This window comes from Janthinobacterium sp. LS2A (assembly GCF_036543145.1).
Taxonomy (GTDB): Bacteria; Pseudomonadota; Gammaproteobacteria; order Burkholderiales; family Burkholderiaceae_D; genus Janthinobacterium; species Janthinobacterium aestuarii.
This window is the reverse complement of sequence record NZ_JAZHPB010000005.1, coordinates 359,834-376,619: the sequence shown is the minus strand read 5'-3', so window position 1 is coordinate 376,619 and position 16,786 is coordinate 359,834. Positions and strand designations below refer to the sequence as shown.

At 62.5% G+C, this 16,786-nt stretch carries 15 protein-coding genes; 14 read left to right on the top strand and 1 reads right to left on the bottom strand.

All coding sequences use genetic code 11. The annotated features are described in order from the left end of the window. Positions 1-37 precede the first annotated feature (37 nt). From surE to V3C40_RS17065, 9 genes are all read left to right on the top strand, one after another. On the top strand, positions 38-775 hold the full coding sequence (surE, locus tag V3C40_RS17105) for a 5'/3'-nucleotidase SurE (RefSeq protein ID WP_230519001.1): 738 nt from the start codon (positions 38-40) through the stop codon (positions 773-775). 9 nt (positions 776-784) lie between these two features. Next, complete coding sequence (locus V3C40_RS17100; protein WP_331778054.1) at positions 785-1,675, top strand: protein-L-isoaspartate(D-aspartate) O-methyltransferase; 891 nt, start codon at positions 785-787, stop codon at positions 1,673-1,675. A 42-nt stretch (positions 1,676-1,717) separates the two neighbouring features. Beyond that, a complete protein-coding gene (locus V3C40_RS17095; protein WP_331778097.1) occupies positions 1,718-2,638 on the top strand; it encodes a peptidoglycan DD-metalloendopeptidase family protein in 921 nt (306 codons plus the stop codon). An 8-nt stretch (positions 2,639-2,646) separates the two neighbouring features. Beyond that, positions 2,647-3,678, top strand: a complete 1,032-nt coding sequence (rpoS, locus tag V3C40_RS17090; RefSeq protein WP_128142399.1) for an RNA polymerase sigma factor RpoS — start codon at positions 2,647-2,649, stop codon at positions 3,676-3,678. Positions 3,679-3,810: 132 nt separating this feature from the next. Further along, positions 3,811-5,151, top strand: a complete 1,341-nt coding sequence (gene rlmD / locus V3C40_RS17085) for a 23S rRNA (uracil(1939)-C(5))-methyltransferase RlmD (protein WP_219327452.1) — start codon at positions 3,811-3,813, stop codon at positions 5,149-5,151. A gap of 482 nt (positions 5,152-5,633) precedes the next feature. Continuing rightward, positions 5,634-7,580, top strand: coding sequence for a glycosyl hydrolase family 18 protein (locus V3C40_RS17080; protein ID WP_331778053.1), 1,947 nt, complete (start codon positions 5,634-5,636; stop codon positions 7,578-7,580). A 77-nt stretch (positions 7,581-7,657) separates the two neighbouring features. Then, positions 7,658-8,692, top strand: a complete 1,035-nt coding sequence (locus V3C40_RS17075; RefSeq protein WP_331778052.1) for a cupin-like domain-containing protein — start codon at positions 7,658-7,660, stop codon at positions 8,690-8,692. Between the two features lie 240 nt (positions 8,693-8,932). Further along, the gene (gene cfa / locus V3C40_RS17070; RefSeq protein WP_442907279.1) at positions 8,933-10,093 is read left to right on the top strand and encodes a cyclopropane fatty acyl phospholipid synthase; all 1,161 of its coding nucleotides are present in this window, start codon (positions 8,933-8,935) and stop codon (positions 10,091-10,093) included. A 28-nt stretch (positions 10,094-10,121) separates the two neighbouring features. Further along, positions 10,122-10,967: a LysR family transcriptional regulator gene (locus tag V3C40_RS17065; protein ID WP_331778050.1), complete on the top strand. Its 846-nt coding sequence runs from the start codon at positions 10,122-10,124 to the stop codon at positions 10,965-10,967. A gap of 58 nt (positions 10,968-11,025) precedes the next feature. On the opposite strand, the gene V3C40_RS17060 is transcribed toward V3C40_RS17065, so the two are convergent. Beyond that, the gene (locus tag V3C40_RS17060; protein ID WP_034752039.1) at positions 11,026-11,712 is read right to left on the bottom strand and encodes a Bax inhibitor-1/YccA family protein; all 687 of its coding nucleotides are present in this window, start codon (positions 11,710-11,712) and stop codon (positions 11,026-11,028) included. Between the two features lie 221 nt (positions 11,713-11,933). Here V3C40_RS17060 and ndk point away from each other — a divergent pair, with 221 nt between their 5' ends. The 5 genes from ndk to ispG all read left to right on the top strand — a co-directional run bounded on the left by ndk (position 11,934) and on the right by ispG (position 16,746). Continuing rightward, a complete protein-coding gene (gene ndk, locus V3C40_RS17055) occupies positions 11,934-12,350 on the top strand; it encodes a nucleoside-diphosphate kinase (RefSeq protein ID WP_034752036.1) in 417 nt (138 codons plus the stop codon). Between the two features lie 125 nt (positions 12,351-12,475). Beyond that, complete coding sequence (gene rlmN / locus V3C40_RS17050; protein WP_034752035.1) at positions 12,476-13,651, top strand: 23S rRNA (adenine(2503)-C(2))-methyltransferase RlmN; 1,176 nt, start codon at positions 12,476-12,478, stop codon at positions 13,649-13,651. Positions 13,652-13,662: 11 nt separating this feature from the next. Continuing rightward, positions 13,663-14,451, top strand: a complete 789-nt coding sequence (pilW, locus tag V3C40_RS17045) for a type IV pilus biogenesis/stability protein PilW (RefSeq protein ID WP_331778049.1) — start codon at positions 13,663-13,665, stop codon at positions 14,449-14,451. A 13-nt stretch (positions 14,452-14,464) separates the two neighbouring features. Further along, positions 14,465-15,433 carry a RodZ domain-containing protein gene (locus V3C40_RS17040; RefSeq protein ID WP_331778048.1) on the top strand — a complete coding sequence of 323 codons (969 nt, stop codon included), beginning with the start codon at positions 14,465-14,467 and terminating at the stop codon, positions 15,431-15,433. Between the two features lie 38 nt (positions 15,434-15,471). Next, positions 15,472-16,746, top strand: a complete 1,275-nt coding sequence (ispG, locus tag V3C40_RS17035; protein ID WP_070301527.1) for a flavodoxin-dependent (E)-4-hydroxy-3-methylbut-2-enyl-diphosphate synthase — start codon at positions 15,472-15,474, stop codon at positions 16,744-16,746. Positions 16,747-16,786: the final 40 nt, after the last annotated feature.

The window sequence follows — 16,786 nt, the reverse complement described above, 5'->3', positions numbered from 1 at the left end:
TGCGCAGTGTGGGCATTGCTTCAGGTAAAATCTCGTTATGAGAATTCTTATCAGTAACGACGACGGTTACCTGGCGCCCGGCCTGGAGGCATTGGCCGACGCGCTCGCACCCATCGCCGACATCGTCGTGGTGGCGCCCGACAGCAACCGTTCGGGCGCGTCCAATTCGCTGTCCCTGGACCGGCCCTTGTCCGTGCACAAGGCCGCCAACGGCTTTTACTTTGTCAACGGCACGCCCACCGACTGCGTGCACGTGGCGCTGACGGGCATGCTCATCGAGCGCCCGGACCTGGTGGTCTCCGGCATCAACAACGGCCCCAACATGGGCGACGACACCCTGTACTCGGGCACCGTCGCGGCCGCCACGGAAGGCTATCTGTTCGGCATTCCCGCCATCGCCTTTTCCCAGTCGCAGTTCGGCTGGGCCAATCTGGACGCGGCCGCCCGCGTGGCCAGGGAAATCGTCGAGCGCCAGTTTGACGCCCTGCAAAAACCGTATCTGCTGAACGTGAACATCCCGGCCATCCCTTATGAGCAATTGCAAGGCGTGGTGGCCACGCGCCTGGGCAAGCGCCATTCGGCCGAGCCCGTCATCCGCGCGCTCGACCCCCGTGGCCGTGAAATCTTCTGGATCGGCCCGGCCGGCGCGGCCAAGGAAGGCGGTCCGGGCACGGACTTCCATGCCGTTGAACATGGAAAAGTATCGATCACGCCGTTGCAGATCGACCTGACCCATACCACCCAACTCGATGCGCTGGCAAAAGGCCTGGCATGACCGCTCACTATGACTGACAAGCCGCGTACCTTCCCCCTTTCCCTCGATTCGCTGGCCGGCAAGCCCGCCAGGCAGGGCGGGGGGCAGTCGCTGGCCCAGTCCCGGATCGCCACGCCGCAGACGGCCACGCAGAATGCGGCGCAGAACGCGGCGCGCGGCGTGGCGCAGCCGTATGGCGCGCATGCGGCCATCGCGCCGTCGCGCGCGCAAGCGATCGCCAATGAGCGGGCGCAGCCGGCCGTGGTGTCGCCGCCGCGGCAAAACCCGCTCGTCTCGGAAGCTGTGCGCCGGGCCATGGTGGCCCGCGTGGCGAAGCAGGGCGTCAAGGACCAGTTCGTGCTCGACGCGCTGCAAGCCGTGCCGCGCCATATGTTCATGGACGAGGCGCTGGCGTCGCAGGCGTATATCGACGCCTCCTTGCCCATCGGCCACCACCAGACCATTTCGCAGCCGTACATCGTGGCGCGCATGATCGAAGTGATGCGCCAGGGCGGCAAGCTGCAGCGCGTGCTGGAAATCGGCACCGGTTGCGGCTACCAGGCCGCGGTGCTGTCGCTGGTGGCGAACGAGGTGTATTCGATCGAGCGCATCCGGCCTCTGCACGAGCTGGCGAAGGCCAATTTGCGCCCGCTACGCGTGTCGAATCTGCGCTTGCAGTACGGAGATGGTATGCTTGGCCTGCCGCAGGCGGCGCCCTTCGACGGGATCATCCTTGCCGCAGCCGGCCTGGAAGTCCCGCAAGCCCTGCTGGAACAGCTGGCGCCCGGCGGGCGTCTGGTTGCGCCGGTGGGGGCTAAATTGCAACACTTACAACTCATTACCCGGGTGGGGAAAATGGAATGGACCAGCCAGACCCTGGAAGACTGCCATTTCGTGCCTTTGCGCCCGGGCACCATATGATCCCCGGATCAGCTAGCAAGCAGGACATACAATTACATGCGAATGATTAAGAAAAGTAACATACTTCTATGTAGCATCACCTTGGCCGCGCTGTTGAGCGGTTGCGGCACGACGGGCGTCCAGGCGCCCGTCGTGGAGCGCCACCCATCGAGCAGCAGCGCCGCCGCCAGCGATCCGCGCGACCGCGACCCGGCCTATTACACGGTCAAGCGCGGCGACACCCTGCTGCGCATCGCCCTCGAGCACGGCCAGAATTACCGCGACCTGGTGACCTGGAACGACTTGAGCAACCCGAACGACATCAAGGTCGACCAGGTGCTGCGCGTGCTGCCGCCAACTGGCGACACGGGCGGCGCGCAAACGTCGGCCATCGTCATGCCGCCGTCGACGGAAATCAAGCTGGCCGCGCCTGTCGTGCCGAAGAAAACGGGTCCGCGCGGCGAGAAGCGCGCGTATTCCGACGCCACCCTGGCCGAGCTGCGCGCCGATGGCGGCACCAGCGACGCCAAACCGGCGCCAGCGCCGGCGGCAACTGTCGCCGCTGCACCGGCCGCCGCCGCCGCGGCAGCCCCTGCGGCATCGGCGCCTGGCGAAGACAAGATCAGCTGGATGTGGCCTTCCGAAGGCAAGGTCATCGGCACTTTCGACGAAGGCAAGAACAAGGGCGTCGATATCGCTGGCAAGGCGGGCCAGCAAGTGGTGGCCGCCGGCGCGGGAAAAGTCATGTATGCCGGGAGCGGAATCCGTGGTTATGGTAATCTTGTCATCGTGAAGCACAGTAATAGTTTATTGTCGGCGTATGCGCATAACCGCAGCATCCTGGTGAAGGAAGGGCAGAACGTCAATAAAGGCCAGGCCATCGCTGAAATGGGCGATTCCGATGCCGACCGCGTGAAGCTGCACTTTGAAATCCGACAGCAGGGCAAGCCCGTCGATCCTTCGAAATTCCTGCCTAACCGTTAGGTAAAGCAATGACACACGCGCCGCACGATCAGCTGGACGATGACCCGGAACTGCCGGAAGACGGGGCAGACGAAGTCGTGACGGACGATATCGGCGAGCTCGACGGCATTGACGCCGTCGACGCGGGCGAGGGCGGCGAGGTGGCCAGCGTCAGCGTGGTGGTCGAAAGTGTCGATGAATTGAAAAAAGTGCTGGCGGCCGAGCTGTCGACCGATACCACGCAGCACTATCTGAACCAGATCGGCACGCGGCCCCTGCTGACGGCGCCGCAAGAGGTGCATTACGCCACCCTTGCCAAGCAGGGCAATTTCGAAGCCCGGCAAACCATGATCGAGCACAACCTGCGCCTCGTCGTGTCGATCGCCAAGCATTACATCAACCGCGGCGTGGTCTTGCTCGACATGATCGAGGAGGGCAATATCGGCCTGATGCGCGCCATCGACAAGTTCGAGCCCGAACGCGGTTTCCGTTTCTCTACCTACGCCACCTGGTGGATACGCCAGAGCATCGAGCGCGCCATCATGAATCAGGCGCGCACGGTGCGCCTGCCCGTGCACATGGTGCGCGAACTGAACCAGATCCTGCGCGGCAAATACCACCTGGAAGCCCAGCACCACGACGGCAAGGATGCCACGGCGGAAGACATCGCCCATCTGGTGGGCCGTCCCGTGGAAGAGGTGCAGGATATCCTGGCCCTGTCCGAGCATGCCACCTCGCTCGACGCGCCGCTCGACAACGACCCGCAGTCGTCCTTGATGGACATGCTGCCCGGCGCCAGCGAAGACAGCCCCGACGCGCGCGCCGAACACCATGAAATGACGGTGCTCGTGCGCGACTGGCTGACCAAGCTGCCCGACAAGCAGCGTGTCGTCATCATGCGCCGTTTCGGCCTCGATAACGACGATCCGGCTACGCTGGAAACCCTGGCCGAGGAAATGGGCGTGACGCGCGAGCGCGTGCGCCAGATCCAGCAGGAAGCGCTGATTAAACTGAAACGCGCCATGGCGGCACGCGGCGTCGTGCGCGACTCATTATTGTAGGACGCCCGGTCCCGGTATTTCCGGGGCCGCATCTGCTATCATACGCCCCGCTCGCGGCGCCTGACCTTTCCCCCATTCTTTCAAGTTCCAGCGCGGCCCTGCGTCCTGGCCCACTCTTACCTATTGATCGCTATGCAAGAAAATATCATCGAAATCAAATCGCTCGACATGGACGCCCGTGGCGTTGGCCATATTGAGAACGAAGACGGCTCGCCGGGCAAGGTCGTGTTTGTCGAAGGCGCATTGCCGGGCGAGCGCGTCAGCTTTGTGACGTTCAAGAAAAAGAAGAACTGGGAAATGGCCCGCATGACGGCGCTGCACCGCGAATCGGCTATGCGCGTGACGCCCAAATGCAAGCATTTCGACAATTGCGGCGGCTGCTCGATGCAGCACCTGGAACCGTCGGCGCAGGTGGCGATCAAGCAGCGCGTGCTGGAAGACAATCTGTGGCATATCGGCAAGGTGCGTCCGCAAAGCATCATGCGCCCCATGTATGGCCCGACCTGGGGCTACCGCTACCGCGCGCGCCTGTCCGTGCGCCACGTCAAGAAGAAAGACGCTGTGCTGGTGGGTTTCCATGAAAAGAAATCGGCGTTTGTCGCCGACATGGATAGCTGCGAAATCCTGCCGCCGCATATCTCCGCCATGCTGCTGCCCCTGCGTGCGCTGATCGGTTCGCTGTCGATTTTCGACCAGATGCCGCAGATCGAGCTGGCCGTGGGCGAAGACGTCACCGCCATGGTCTTGCGCATCATGGCGCCGTTGACGGCGGATGACGAAACGAAATTGAAGGCCTTTGCCGACGAGTATGGCGTGCAATGGTGGTTGCAGGTGAAAGGCCCGGAAACGGCCGTGCCGTTCTACCCGCTCGACAAGCAATTGCACTACCTGCTGCCGGAATTCGGCGTCAAGATGCCGTTCAAGCCCGTCGATTTCACGCAGGTGAACCACCACATCAACCGCGTGCTGGTATCGAAAGCACTGCGCCTGCTGGAAGTGCAGCCGACGGACCGCGTGGCCGACCTGTTCTGTGGTCTGGGCAATTTCACCTTGCCGCTGGCCACGCAAGGCAGCGAAGTGGTCGGCATCGAAGGCAGCACCACCCTGACGGAGCGGGCGCTGGAAAACGCGCTGGCCAATGGCCTGGCGGAAAAAACCTCGTTCTCGACGCGCAACCTGTTCGAAGTGACGACGGATGATCTGATCGCGCTGGGCAAGTTCGACCGCATCCTCGTCGACCCGCCGCGCGACGGCGCCATGGCCCTGTGCCAGGCGCTGGTCGGCCTGTCGCAAGTGCGTCCTGACCTGCTGCCGAAACGCATCGTCTACGTCTCGTGCAGCCCATCGACTCTGGCGCGCGACGCCGGCATCCTGGCGCTGGAAGCGGGTTATGTGCTGAGCAAGGCGGGCGTGGTCAACATGTTCCCCCATACTTCCCATGTAGAGTCGATGGCCGTATTTGATCTGCTCTGATGGCACACCTGAGAAAACGTCCATAGCTGCGTTGCCTTGCCTAGCCGTACTATTCGTACTGTCTTCGGCAAGGCGCCTTGCTCTGAACGTTTTTCAGGCGCGCCGAGGGTATCCCGGCCGCTTGCACAGATTCCACCCTTTGTTCTGCTTCCACCCCAATACCACTTACACCGTGTTATAAAACTGGTCTGTCTTTTCCCGATCCAGCGTCTTTTTTCATCCTCCCTCTGCCGTTTTTTGATTGTCCAGTAGGACAACACGCCGTTTGCACCCTCCGCTGCGCTTTCTGTTCGAAGTGGTATTGCTCACTTTGATGCCACTTCAAAACCACTTGACCGCCTATTTTTTCAGCAGCATGCTGTTCTTGCAACTGCAAAAAAACAAGATCACAGGGTAGTTATTTACGAAGCAGAGTGGCATTTCTGCAAACCTGAACAGGAGACAACGTGGAAAATTTAATAATCAAAAAAACAATCAGGAACATGATGGTATGTCTGGCCAGCGGTGGCGTGCTGGCGGCATGCGGCGGTGGCGGCGACGCCAGCACGTCCGGCGGCTCGCAATTGCTGGCGGCCAGCACGGTGGTCGCTTGCGTGCCGTGGCAAGAGGGCGGTACGTATAACGCGGGCACGGTGGTCACTTATCTGGGCGCCAACTATACGGCCCTGGTGACGCAGACCGATCACGTGGGCTCGGGTTGGAATCCCGTTTCCACGCCGAGCCTGTGGAGCGCCGGCGGCACCTGCGACGGCGGCACCACGCCGACCCCGACACCGACGCCCACCCCGACACCGACGCCCACCCCGACACCGGAGCCTACGCCGACTCCAACACCGACTCCGACGCCGACGCCAACCGGCGGCACCTGCGCCCTGGCGTGGGTGGCCGGCACGGCTTACAGCGCGGGCGCCACCGTCAGCTACGCGGGCACGAACTACCGCGCCAATTACTGGACGCAGGGCGACAACCCGTCGACCAGCAGCGGCGGCGCCGGCACGGGCAAGCCATGGACCAGCCAGGAGATCTGCAGCACCACGCCGACTCCGACTCCAACGCCAACTCCGACTCCGACTCCGACTCCGACTCCGACGCCTACTCCGACACCTACGCCAACCCCAACGCCGACACCTACTCCAACGCCAACGCCAACGCCAACGCCAACGGGCCGCGAAGTCGGTTCCTATTTCGCGCAGTGGGGCGTGTATGGCCGCGACTATGAAGTGGCGAACGTGCACACGAGCGGCGTGGCTGACAAGCTGACCTTCATCAACTACGCCTTCGGCAATATCTACCCGAAAAACGGCGGTTATGAATGCGGCATGATCACCAAGGCCGAGCCGGGCGCGACAAATCCGAATTCGCCCGATGCGGGCACGGGCGGCGATGCCGAGGCCGACTACATCCGCACGCCGAAGCGCACCGTCGATGGGCAGGTCATTCCATGGGACGCTCCATTGTCGGGCAACTTCCTGCAGCTGAAAAAGCTGAAGGCGGCGCACCCGAACCTGAAGCTGTTCATTTCGCTGGGCGGCTGGAGCTGGTCGAAGAACTTCTCCGTCGGTTCGGCCACGGATGCGCTGCGCAAGCAGATGGTGCGCTCGTGCATCGACATCTACATCAAGGGCAACCTGCCGGTGCAGGGCGGTCGCGGCGGCGTGGGCGCGGCGGCCAACATCTTTGACGGCATCGACATCGATTGGGAATATCCGGTCGGCGGCGGCCAGCCGTACAACACGGTCAGCCCCAATGACAAGCGCAACTTCACCTTGCTGATGGCGGAATTCCGCAGCCAGCTCGATGCGCTCGGTGCGGCCAACGGCAAGCGCTACCTGTTGACGGCGGCGGTCGGCGCCGGCAAGGACAAGATCGACAACACGGAACCGGCCCTGTACTCGCAGTACATGGATTGGATCAACCTGATGACCTACGACTTCCACGGCGGCTGGGAAACGAGCACCAACTTCAACGCCCAGCTGTTTGCCGACCCTGCCGATCCGTCGACGGGCATGGCGCGCGAATACGTGGGCGACAAGGCGGTACAGTACATGATTGCCGCCGGCGTGCCGCGCGACAAACTGCTGCTGGGCATACCGTTCTATGGCCGCGGCTGGACGGGCGTGGCGCCAGGGCCGAACGGCGATGGCCTGTACCAGGCGGCCACGGGCACGGCGCCGGGCACCTACGAGTCGGGCATCGAGGACTACAAAATCCTCGTGGCCAAGGCTGGCACGCGCTACTACCATCCCGTGACCAAGCAGCTGTACCTGTACACGGGTGCGGGCGGCCAGTGGTGGAGCTATGACGATCCGACCGTCATCGGCACCAAGGTGAAATACGTGAAGGACCAGGGCTTGCGCGGCGCGTTCTCGTGGGAACTCGATGGCGACGCGAATGGCGTGCTGGCGACCGAGGTGTGGAAAGTGCGGTAACACTGGAGTAGAGTAAGACGCGGCCGGGCGGCATTGCTGCCCGGCCGCTTGTTCACATAAAAAACAGGAGACGGGCGATGGCGGCGGTATCGACATTCGGAGTAAAACATCCGGAACAGGAACTGAGCCGCGAGTGGCGCAGCTGGATTGCGGAAAACCTCATGCTGGGCAGCCACCCGTCGGCGCTGATGCCGGTGCTGCAACAGGCCGGCATCGCGGAGCCCCTGGCGCGCCGCGAAATCGAGCTGGCGCTGCAAAGCCCCTATCTTGCCGGCGCCGTGCGCCTGTCGAACCGCCTGGCCAAGCGCGACTGGGTGATCGATATCCAGCGCAAGCTGAACCAGCTGCGCGACCCCGAGATCCCCCGCCGCGACAAGCTCTCCGCGCAGGAATTCCTGGATGAATACTACTGCACCAACCAGCCCGTCATCATCACGGGCATGATGGACGACTGGTCCGCCATGGCCAAGTGGAGCCCCGCCTATTTCCGCGAGCATTACGCGCAGCGCGAAGTGGAAGTGCAGTTCGGCCGCGAGGCGGACGATCAGTACGAGATGAACAGCGTGGCCCACAAGCGCAAGATGGCGTTCGGCGAGTATGCGAGCCTGGTCGAGGGCAGCGGCGCGACCAACGATTTCTACATGACGGCAAATAACAATTCGCAGAACCGGCAAGCCTTGCGCGAGCTGTGGGACGATATTGGCCAGCTGCCCGAATACCTGAAGCAAGATGGCGGCCCCACGGGCTTTCTGTGGTTCGGCCCGGCCGGCACGGTGACGCCATTCCACCACGACCTGACGAACAACTTCATGGCGCAGGTCAAAGGGCGCAAGCGCCTGCGCATCATGGCCGCCTGCGAGGTGGCGCGCGTGTACAACCAGCGCCACTGTTTTACGCCCGTCGACGGGCGCGACATCGACCTGCGGCGCTACCCGCTGATGGCCGACGTGCAGGTGCGCGAATGCGTGCTGGCGCCGGGCGAGATCCTGTTTTTACCCGTCGGCTGCTGGCATTTCGTCGAAGCGCTCGACGTATCGATGACGGTGGCGTTTACCAATTTCAAATGGGATAACGATTTTTACAGCAAGTATCCATCGAATCACGACTTCTGATGGCGGGGCCAAGATGCCGCGAACAGCCGCCTTATGGGCGGCTTTTTTCATGCTACGGTGCGCTTCTTGTATAAGATATTTCCATAAAATAATTGATTCAAGTCATTTTGCAGCAATTATTTTGATATGAATGGCCATGATGTTTCATTATCCAGATAGCGGTGGCGGGCGGATAATTTGATGGCTGGCGCGGCGCCAGTACCAACCATCTGGAGGCGGCAGGGCATGAACACGCAGCACATGACACAGTTACAGCAAGCACCAGCAGATCGTACTGAACTTCGGCTCGATACAAGGCTGACCCGCGAAGCGGCCGAGCTGCTGGCCAGGGCCGATATCCATTTGAATGGCCGCGCCGCCTGGGACATGCAGCTGCGCAAGCCGGGCGTGCCCGAGCGCGCCTTCGCCAGCGGCAACCTGGGCCTGGGCGAAGCCTACATGGATGGTGACTGGGATGCGCAGCAGCTCGATGAATTCTTTTGCCATTTGCTGCGCGCCAGGGCGGCCGATGACGTGCGCCCCATGCGCCTGGCCTTCCACGCCCTGACCGCGCGCCTGTTCAACCTGCAGACGGAGCGCCGCGCCTGGATGGTGGGCAAGGAACACTACGACCTGGGCAACGCCTTCTATGCGGCCATGCTCGATCCGCGCATGACGTACACGTGTGGTTACTGGAAGGATGCGGCCAATCTTGCCGAGGCGCAGGAAGCCAAGCTCGATCTGGTCTGCCGCAAGCTGCGCCTGGAGCCGGGCATGCGCGTGCTCGACATCGGCTGCGGCTGGGGCAGTTTCATGCGCTATGCGGCGGAAAAATACCAGGTGCGGTGCGTGGGCGTGACGATTTCGCAAGAGCAGGCCGCGTATTCGCGCGCCATGCCGGGCGGCGAGCACCTGGACATCCGCCTGCAGGATTACCGCGACACCGATGAAAAATTCGACCGCATCGTCAGCATCGGCATGTTCGAGCACGTGGGCCACAAGAATCACCGCACCTTCATGGAAGTGGCGCACCGCTGCCTGGAAGACGACGGCCTGTTCCTGCTGCACACTATCGGCAAAAACAAGCGCCATTCCACATGCGATCCGTGGATCGACAAATACATCTTCCCGAATGGCGACCTGCCATCGGTCGGCCAGATCGGCGACGCCATGGACGATCTGTTCGTGGCCGAGGACTTGCACAACTTCGGCGCCGACTATGACAAGACCCTGATGGCCTGGCATGCAAATTTTGAGATGGCGTGGCCGCGCTTTGCCGCCCAGCTGGGCGGGCGCTTCCACCGCATGTGGTCCTACTATCTGCTGTCCTGCGCCGGCGCCTTCCGCGCGCGCGACCTGCAGCTGTGGCAATGGGTCTTGTCGAAGCAGGGCGTGCTGGGCGGCTACGAGCGTGTCAGTTGAGATGCTCGGCAGCTGATATGATGGATTGATGGATATCAATCAAGCGCGTACCTTCCTCGAAGTGGCGTCCTGCGGCAGCTTCATCATGGCCGCCGAACGCATGCACGTGACGCAGACGGCCGTCAGCGCCCGCATCCGCACCCTGGAGCAGCAACTGGGGCGCCAGCTGTTCGTGCGCAACAAGGCCGGCGCACGGCTGACGTCGGCCGGCGAGCGCTTCATGCGCCATGCGGCCACCATGGTGCAGGTGTGGGAGCGGGCGCGCCACCAGGTGGCCTTGCCGCCGGGGCGCGATGACGCCATCAGCATCGGCTGCGAACTGAGTCTGTGGCAGCCGCTGCTGGGCGACTGGCTGATCCGCATGGCGCGCGATTGCCCCGAGATCGCCCTGCGCGCGGAAGTCGACAGTTCCGCGCGTCTGCTCGACGCCGTGCATGACGGCTCGCTCGACCTGGCCGTGCTGTACAACCCGCCGCAGCGTCCGGGCTTGGCCAGCGAATTGCTGGCCGAGGAAAAGCTGGTGATGGTGACCACGCGCGCCGACGGGCAGATGCATGCCGATGCCTATGTGTACGTGGATTGGGGGCCGGCGTTTGCCGCGAACCACCAGGCCGCGTACCCGGAGCTGAGCAGTCCGCCCGTGTCGATCTCGCTGGGGCCGCTGGCCCTCGTCTATCTGCTGGACGTGGGTGGCGCCAGCTATTTCCGTATCGGCAGCGCGCGACCCTATCTCGATGCCGGTTTGCTGCACCGCGTGCGCGACGCGCCCGAATTCTCGCATTCCGCCTACGCCGTCTACGCGGCCCAGCGCGGCAACCCGACCCTGGACCGTGCCCGCGCCTGCCTGCTCGAGGTGGCGGAGAGAATCAAGTAGATGCGACAGACGTAAAAAAAGCCGACCCGAGGGTCGGCTTTTTGTTTAAGCGCAATGCTTAGTCGCGGCTGCCGCCAGCGAAACCTAAAAGCGACAACAGGCTGGTGAAGATGTTGTACACGTCCAGGTAGATGCGCAGGGTGGCCGAGATGTAGTTGGTCTCGCCGCCGTTGATGATTTGCTGCACGTCATACAGGATGTAGGCTGAGAAGATGGCGATGGCGACCATGGAGATCACGATCGACAGTGCCGACAGGCCCAGGAAAATATTCGCCACCGATGCGAGGATCAGCACGATCACGCCGGCGAACAGCCATTTGCCCATGGCCGAGAAGTCGCGCTTCGAGACCGTGGCGATCGTCGCCATCACGGCCAGGATGGTGGCCGTGCCGCCGAATGCCGTCATGATCAGCATGCCGCCGTTCGAGTAGCCGAGCGTGCGCGTCAGGATAGGCGTGAGCATCAGGCCCATGAAGAAGGTGAAGCCCAGCAGGACGGCGACGCCGAGGCCCGAGTTCTTCGTCTTTTCAATCGCGTACATGAAGCCGAATGCGACGGCCATGAAGATGATGAAGCCCATGCCGCCGGTCAGCATCGGCAAATGCATTTGCACGCCGATGAAGGCGCCCAGCACGGTCGGGATCATGGACAGCGCCAGCAGCCAGTAAGTGTTGCGCAAGACCTGATGGCGGACTTGCTGCATGCCCCCCGACAGGTCAAAGGTGCGTTGCATGTTCTGATTCATAGTGCCTCCGTGTTGTCAATTCAAATTACTGCTTTACTCAAGGATAGCATGAGGGCCGGAATTTGCCAAAAAAGCAGCTTAAGATTTCATTAAACAGGGGGAGGGCGGCAAGATGCCCCCTGCCTGTCTGGGTGATATGGGGTGGAGTATGGTAAAATCAAAGGTTGATTGAGTTCTCAATTTACCGTTTTAAACCTTACTTTTTATTGGAGTTTTCACACATGGCAATCGAACGCACCCTGTCGATCATCAAACCAGACGCAGTTGCAAAAAACGTAATCGGTCAAATCTACTCGCGTTTTGAAAACGCTGGCCTGAAAATCGTTGCAGCACGCATGACCCAACTGTCGCGCGAACAAGCTGAAGGCTTCTACGCAGCGCACAAAGAACGCGGCTTCTTCAAGGATCTGGTCGACTTCATGGTTTCCGGTCCAGTCATGATTCAAGCCCTGGAAGGCGAAAACGCCGTTCTGGCCCACCGTGACCTGATGGGCGCGACCGATCCGAAGAAAGCAGAAAAAGGCACGATCCGCGCCGATTTCGCCGATTCGATCGACGCAAACGCCGTACACGGTTCCGACGCTGTCGAAGCTGCTAAAGTGGAAATCGCTTACTTCTTCCCAGAACTGAAGGCTTAATTGCCTTAGATAACGTTATTTCCTGGCGTTATCTGTGAAATAACTTATCACCCCCTGTTCCCGCTGCGCTGTGGAGTTTTCGCTCCGGATGCGCGCGGGGACGGATTTTTAGAATAGACAAGATCATGAATACGACGACCCTCACCAACTTGCTGGACCTCGATCCCGCGCAACTCATCGCTTACTGCGCCGAGTTGGGAGAGAAACCGTTTCGTGCGAAACAATTGCAACGTTGGATACACCAGTTTGGCGCCTCTGATTTCGACGCCATGACGGACCTGGCCAAGTCGCTGCGCGACAAGCTGGCCACGCGCGCCGAAGTGCGCGCCCCGGCCATCATCAGCGACCACACGTCGACGGATGGCACGCGCAAGTGGCTGGTCGACGTGGGCAATGGCAATGCCGTGGAAACCGTGTTCATCCCGGAAGAAAACCGCGGCACCCTGTGCATCTCGACCCAGGCCGGCTGCGCCGTGAACTGCCGTTTCTGCTCGACGGGCAAGCAAGGCTTCAACCGCAACCTCAGTGTCGGCGAAATCATCGGCCAGCTGTGGATGGCGGAATTTGAATTGCGCCGCACCAAGGGCATCGAACCGGGTCCGAAAGGCGAGCGCCAGATCACCAACGTGGTCATGATGGGCATGGGCGAGCCCCTGCTGAACTTTGAACCGACCGTCACGGCCCTGAAATTGATGCTCGACGACAACGCCTACGGCCTGTCGCGCCGCCGCGTGACCCTGTCGACGTCGGGCGTCGTGCCGATGATGGATAAGCTGTCGCAGGAAGTGCCGGTGGCCCTGGCCGTCTCGCTGCACGCCTCGAACGATGCCTTGCGCGACGGCTTGATTCCACTGAACAAGAAATACCCGCTGAAGGAATTGATGGCGGCCTGCAAGCGCTACCTGGAATTCGCCCCGCGCGATTTCATCACGTTCGAATACTGCATGCTCGACGGCGTCAACGACAGCGACGAGCACGCGCGCGAACTGCTGGCGCTGGTGCAAGACCGCGAGTTCGGCGTGAACTGCAAGTTCAACCTGATTCCATTCAACCCCTTCCCCGAGTCGGGCCTGTTCCGCTCGAAAAACCCGCGCATCAAGGCCTTCGCCCAGGTGCTGATGGACGGCGGCATCATCACCACCGTGCGCAAGACACGCGGCGACGATATCGACGCGGCCTGCGGCCAGCTGGCCGGCGAAGTCAAGGACCGCACCCGGGTGCAGGAACGCATGGAAAAGATGACTGAGTATCAACAGAAATTTGGTGCCAATTTCGGCAAGATCGTGGAGATCCGCTCCTGATGAGGGAAGGCATGGCTTACCAACGCTCGCTCGCTGTGGCCGCTGTTTGCCTGGCCGTGCTGCTGGTCGGCTGTGCCTCTTCCACGCCGCAGACTGTCGCCAGGGACGTGCAGGCGGGCGCGCCGGAGCGTGCCGCGCTGCGCTTGCAGCTGGCCAGCGCGTACTATGCGCAAGGCCAGCTCGACGTGGCCCTGGCCGAAGCGCAGCAAGCCGTGCAACTGGCGCCGAACGATGCGCAAGCGTATGGCGTGCGCGCCCTGATCCTCGCGGCCCAGCGGCAAACTGCGTCTGCCGAGAAAGATTTCCTTTACGCTTTGCGCCTTGCGCCCCACAATCCTGAGTTGAGCAATAATTACGGCCTGTTTTTGTGCCAGACGGGACGCGCCGCGCAATCGCTGGCGTATTTCGATGCGGCATTGGCGGACGCGGCGTATGTATCGCCGGAAAAGGCGCTCAACAATGGGGGCGCTTGCAGCCTGGCCCTGAACGATTACCCGCGTGCGGGCGCGTATTGGATGCGCGCCGTACGCATCGCACCGGACGTGGCAGTGACGAACGCCGGCCTGGTGCGCGTGTATTACCAACAGCAAGACTACCGGCAGGCGGCTTATTATTTGCAGCGGCTCGGTAAGATAGTAACAATGGAGAGCCAGACGGCCGATGTGCTGTGGCTCGGGATCAAGGTGCAGCATAAGCTCGGGGATGCGGGTGCGGAAGCTGGCCTGGGGGCGCATTTGCGCAACCACCATGCCGGCTCCCCCGAATATGCTGCTTATCAAAATGGGGCGTTTGATGAGTGAGACAGGGATACCAATGAATTCAGAGTGGGCAGAAACGCCTCAGCAGCAGCCCCAGGGCAATCTGGCGTTGGCAGGCGCGCAGTTGAAGGCGCAGCGCGAAGCGCTGGGCTGGCCGGTGGAGCAGGTGGCCGACCAGCTCAAGCTGGCGCCGCGCCAGGTGATCGCGCTGGAAGAGGGCGACATGGCGGCCTTGCCGAACCTGGCCGTGGTGCGCGGTTTCGTGCGCGCCTACGCCAAGGTCGTGCGTCTCGACGCGGCACCGCTGGTGGCCATGATCGAAGTCCACCCGGCGCCGGCGCAAGACCCGGCCGCGCCCGTACGGCGCGAGATTTCCGCCACGTTTTCCGAATCGCGCTTCCCGTCGATGACGCAGCGCTCGTCGAACCAGACGCCCCTGTGGATCGCCGGCGCCGTGGCCGTCGTCGTGGCGGCCGCCTTTGGCGCGTATAAACTCGGCTACGTGCCGGCCAGCCTGCTGTCTTCGCAGGCCGGGAAGGAAACATCGCAAGTGGGCCCCGTGGAAACGACCCTGATCAAGCCGGGCCAGGACTTGACGCCCGTGCAGTCACCATCCGTGCCCCTGATTTCCGTACCGCCGCCACCAGGCAACGATACGCAGACGGGCGCTCCGGCTTCCGCCATCGCTTCGGCGCCGGCCGCCGCCGTGCCGCCAGCCGCCGTGCCAGCCCCTGCGACAGCCGCGACGGCCTCCGCCACGCCGCCCGTGGCTGCCCCTGCCGTGGGCGCGAATGCGCTGGTGCTGAAAGTGGAGCAGGATTCCTGGGTGGAAATCCGCCGCCCTGGCAGCACGCCGCTGATTTCGCGCATGGTCAAGGCGGGCAGCACGGAAACGTTCGATATCACGGGCCCGGCCACCCTGGTGGTGGGCAAGCCCGGTGTGGTGCAGGCAACCTTGCGCGGCGCCAAGCTGGAGCTGCCGACCGTTGCCGGCGGCACGATCTCGCGCGTCAGCATCAAATAATTGCAGTAACCGTTCAAGCAAACTCAGAAGATAATATTATGGCTACCTCGAAAACAGCGATCGGCTCCGGTCCATCCGGCCGGCGCGACAGCCGCAAGGTGCTGATCGCGCACGGCCAGCGCCAGATCTGGGTGGGCGGCGACGCCCCCGTGGTGGTGCAGTCGATGACGAACACGGATACGGCCGACGCCATCGGCACGGCGATCCAGATCAAGGAACTGGCGCGTGCCGGTTCGGAACTGGTGCGCCTGACGGTGGACCGTCCGGAAGCGGCTGCGGCCGTGCCCTACATCCGCGAGCAGCTCGACAAGATGGATATCGACGTGCCGCTGGTCGGCGATTTCCACTATAACGGCCATACCCTGCTCAACGACTACCCCGATTGCGCGCGCGCGCTGTCGAAGTACCGCATCAATCCGGGCAACGTGGGCAAGGGCGCCAAGCGCGACACGCAATTTGCGCAAATGATCGAAGCGGCTTGCCGCTACGACAAGCCGGTGCGCATCGGCGTGAACTGGGGCAGCCTCGATCAAGCCTTGCTGGCACGCATCATGGATGAAAACGCGGGCCGCGCCGAACCGTGGCCGGCGCAAGCCGTCATGTATGAAGCGCTGGTGACGTCGGCGATTGAAAACGCCGTGCGCGCCGAAGAACTGGGCCTGGCGCGCGACAAGATCATCCTGTCGTGCAAGGTCTCGGGCGTGCAGGACCTGATCGCCGTGTACCGCGAACTGGCGCAGCGCTGCGATTATCCGCTGCACCTGGGCCTGACGGAAGCGGGCATGGGCAGCAAGGGCATCGTCGCTTCGACGGCGGCCCTGGCCGTGCTGCTGCAGGAAGGCATCGGCGACACCATCCGCATTTCGCTGACGCCCGAACCGGGCGGCGACCGCACGCGTGAAGTCATCGTCGGCCAGGAAATTTTGCAAACCATGGGCTTGCGCAAGTTCGCGCCCATGGTCATCGCCTGTCCCGGTTGCGGCCGCACGACGTCGACCACCTTCCAGGAGCTGGCCGACAACATCCAGACGTATCTGCGCGAGCAGATGCCGGAGTGGAAGAAATCGTATCCGGGCGTGGAAGCGATGAACGTGGCCGTCATGGGCTGCATCGTCAACGGGCCCGGCGAATCGAAGCATGCGAACATCGGCATCAGCCTGCCCGGCACGGGCGAGTCGCCGGCCGCGCCCGTGTTCGTCGACGGCGAAAAAGTCGTCACCCTGCGCGGCGAACGCATCGTCGAGGAATTCCAGGACATCGTCCTCAATTATGTTAAAAGCCATTACGGCGCCGCCGCCACGGCAACGGCGTAGGTCAGGTAGGTCGGATTAGCGCTACGCGCGTCATCCGGCA

Excerpts from the sequence above, each read along its gene's own strand:
- surE (WP_230519001.1), top strand. The coding sequence starts at position 38 with ATGAGAATTCTTATCAGTAACGACGACGGTTACCTGGCGCCCGGCCTG.
- V3C40_RS17100 (WP_331778054.1), top strand. The coding sequence starts at position 785 with ATGACTGACAAGCCGCGTACCTTCCCCCTTTCCCTCGATTCGCTGGCC.
- V3C40_RS17095 (WP_331778097.1), top strand. The coding sequence starts at position 1,718 with ATGATTAAGAAAAGTAACATACTTCTATGTAGCATCACCTTGGCCGCG.
- rpoS (WP_128142399.1), top strand. The coding sequence starts at position 2,647 with ATGACACACGCGCCGCACGATCAGCTGGACGATGACCCGGAACTGCCG.
- rlmD (WP_219327452.1), top strand. The coding sequence starts at position 3,811 with ATGCAAGAAAATATCATCGAAATCAAATCGCTCGACATGGACGCCCGT.
- V3C40_RS17080 (WP_331778053.1), top strand. The coding sequence starts at position 5,634 with ATGATGGTATGTCTGGCCAGCGGTGGCGTGCTGGCGGCATGCGGCGGT.
- V3C40_RS17075 (WP_331778052.1), top strand. The coding sequence starts at position 7,658 with ATGGCGGCGGTATCGACATTCGGAGTAAAACATCCGGAACAGGAACTG.
- cfa (WP_442907279.1), top strand. The coding sequence starts at position 8,933 with ATGACACAGTTACAGCAAGCACCAGCAGATCGTACTGAACTTCGGCTC.
- V3C40_RS17065 (WP_331778050.1), top strand. The coding sequence starts at position 10,122 with ATGGATATCAATCAAGCGCGTACCTTCCTCGAAGTGGCGTCCTGCGGC.
- V3C40_RS17060 (WP_034752039.1), bottom strand. The coding sequence starts at position 11,712 with ATGAATCAGAACATGCAACGCACCTTTGACCTGTCGGGGGGCATGCAG.
- ndk (WP_034752036.1), top strand. The coding sequence starts at position 11,934 with ATGGCAATCGAACGCACCCTGTCGATCATCAAACCAGACGCAGTTGCA.
- rlmN (WP_034752035.1), top strand. The coding sequence starts at position 12,476 with ATGAATACGACGACCCTCACCAACTTGCTGGACCTCGATCCCGCGCAA.
- pilW (WP_331778049.1), top strand. The coding sequence starts at position 13,663 with ATGGCTTACCAACGCTCGCTCGCTGTGGCCGCTGTTTGCCTGGCCGTG.
- V3C40_RS17040 (WP_331778048.1), top strand. The coding sequence starts at position 14,465 with ATGAATTCAGAGTGGGCAGAAACGCCTCAGCAGCAGCCCCAGGGCAAT.
- ispG (WP_070301527.1), top strand. The coding sequence starts at position 15,472 with ATGGCTACCTCGAAAACAGCGATCGGCTCCGGTCCATCCGGCCGGCGC.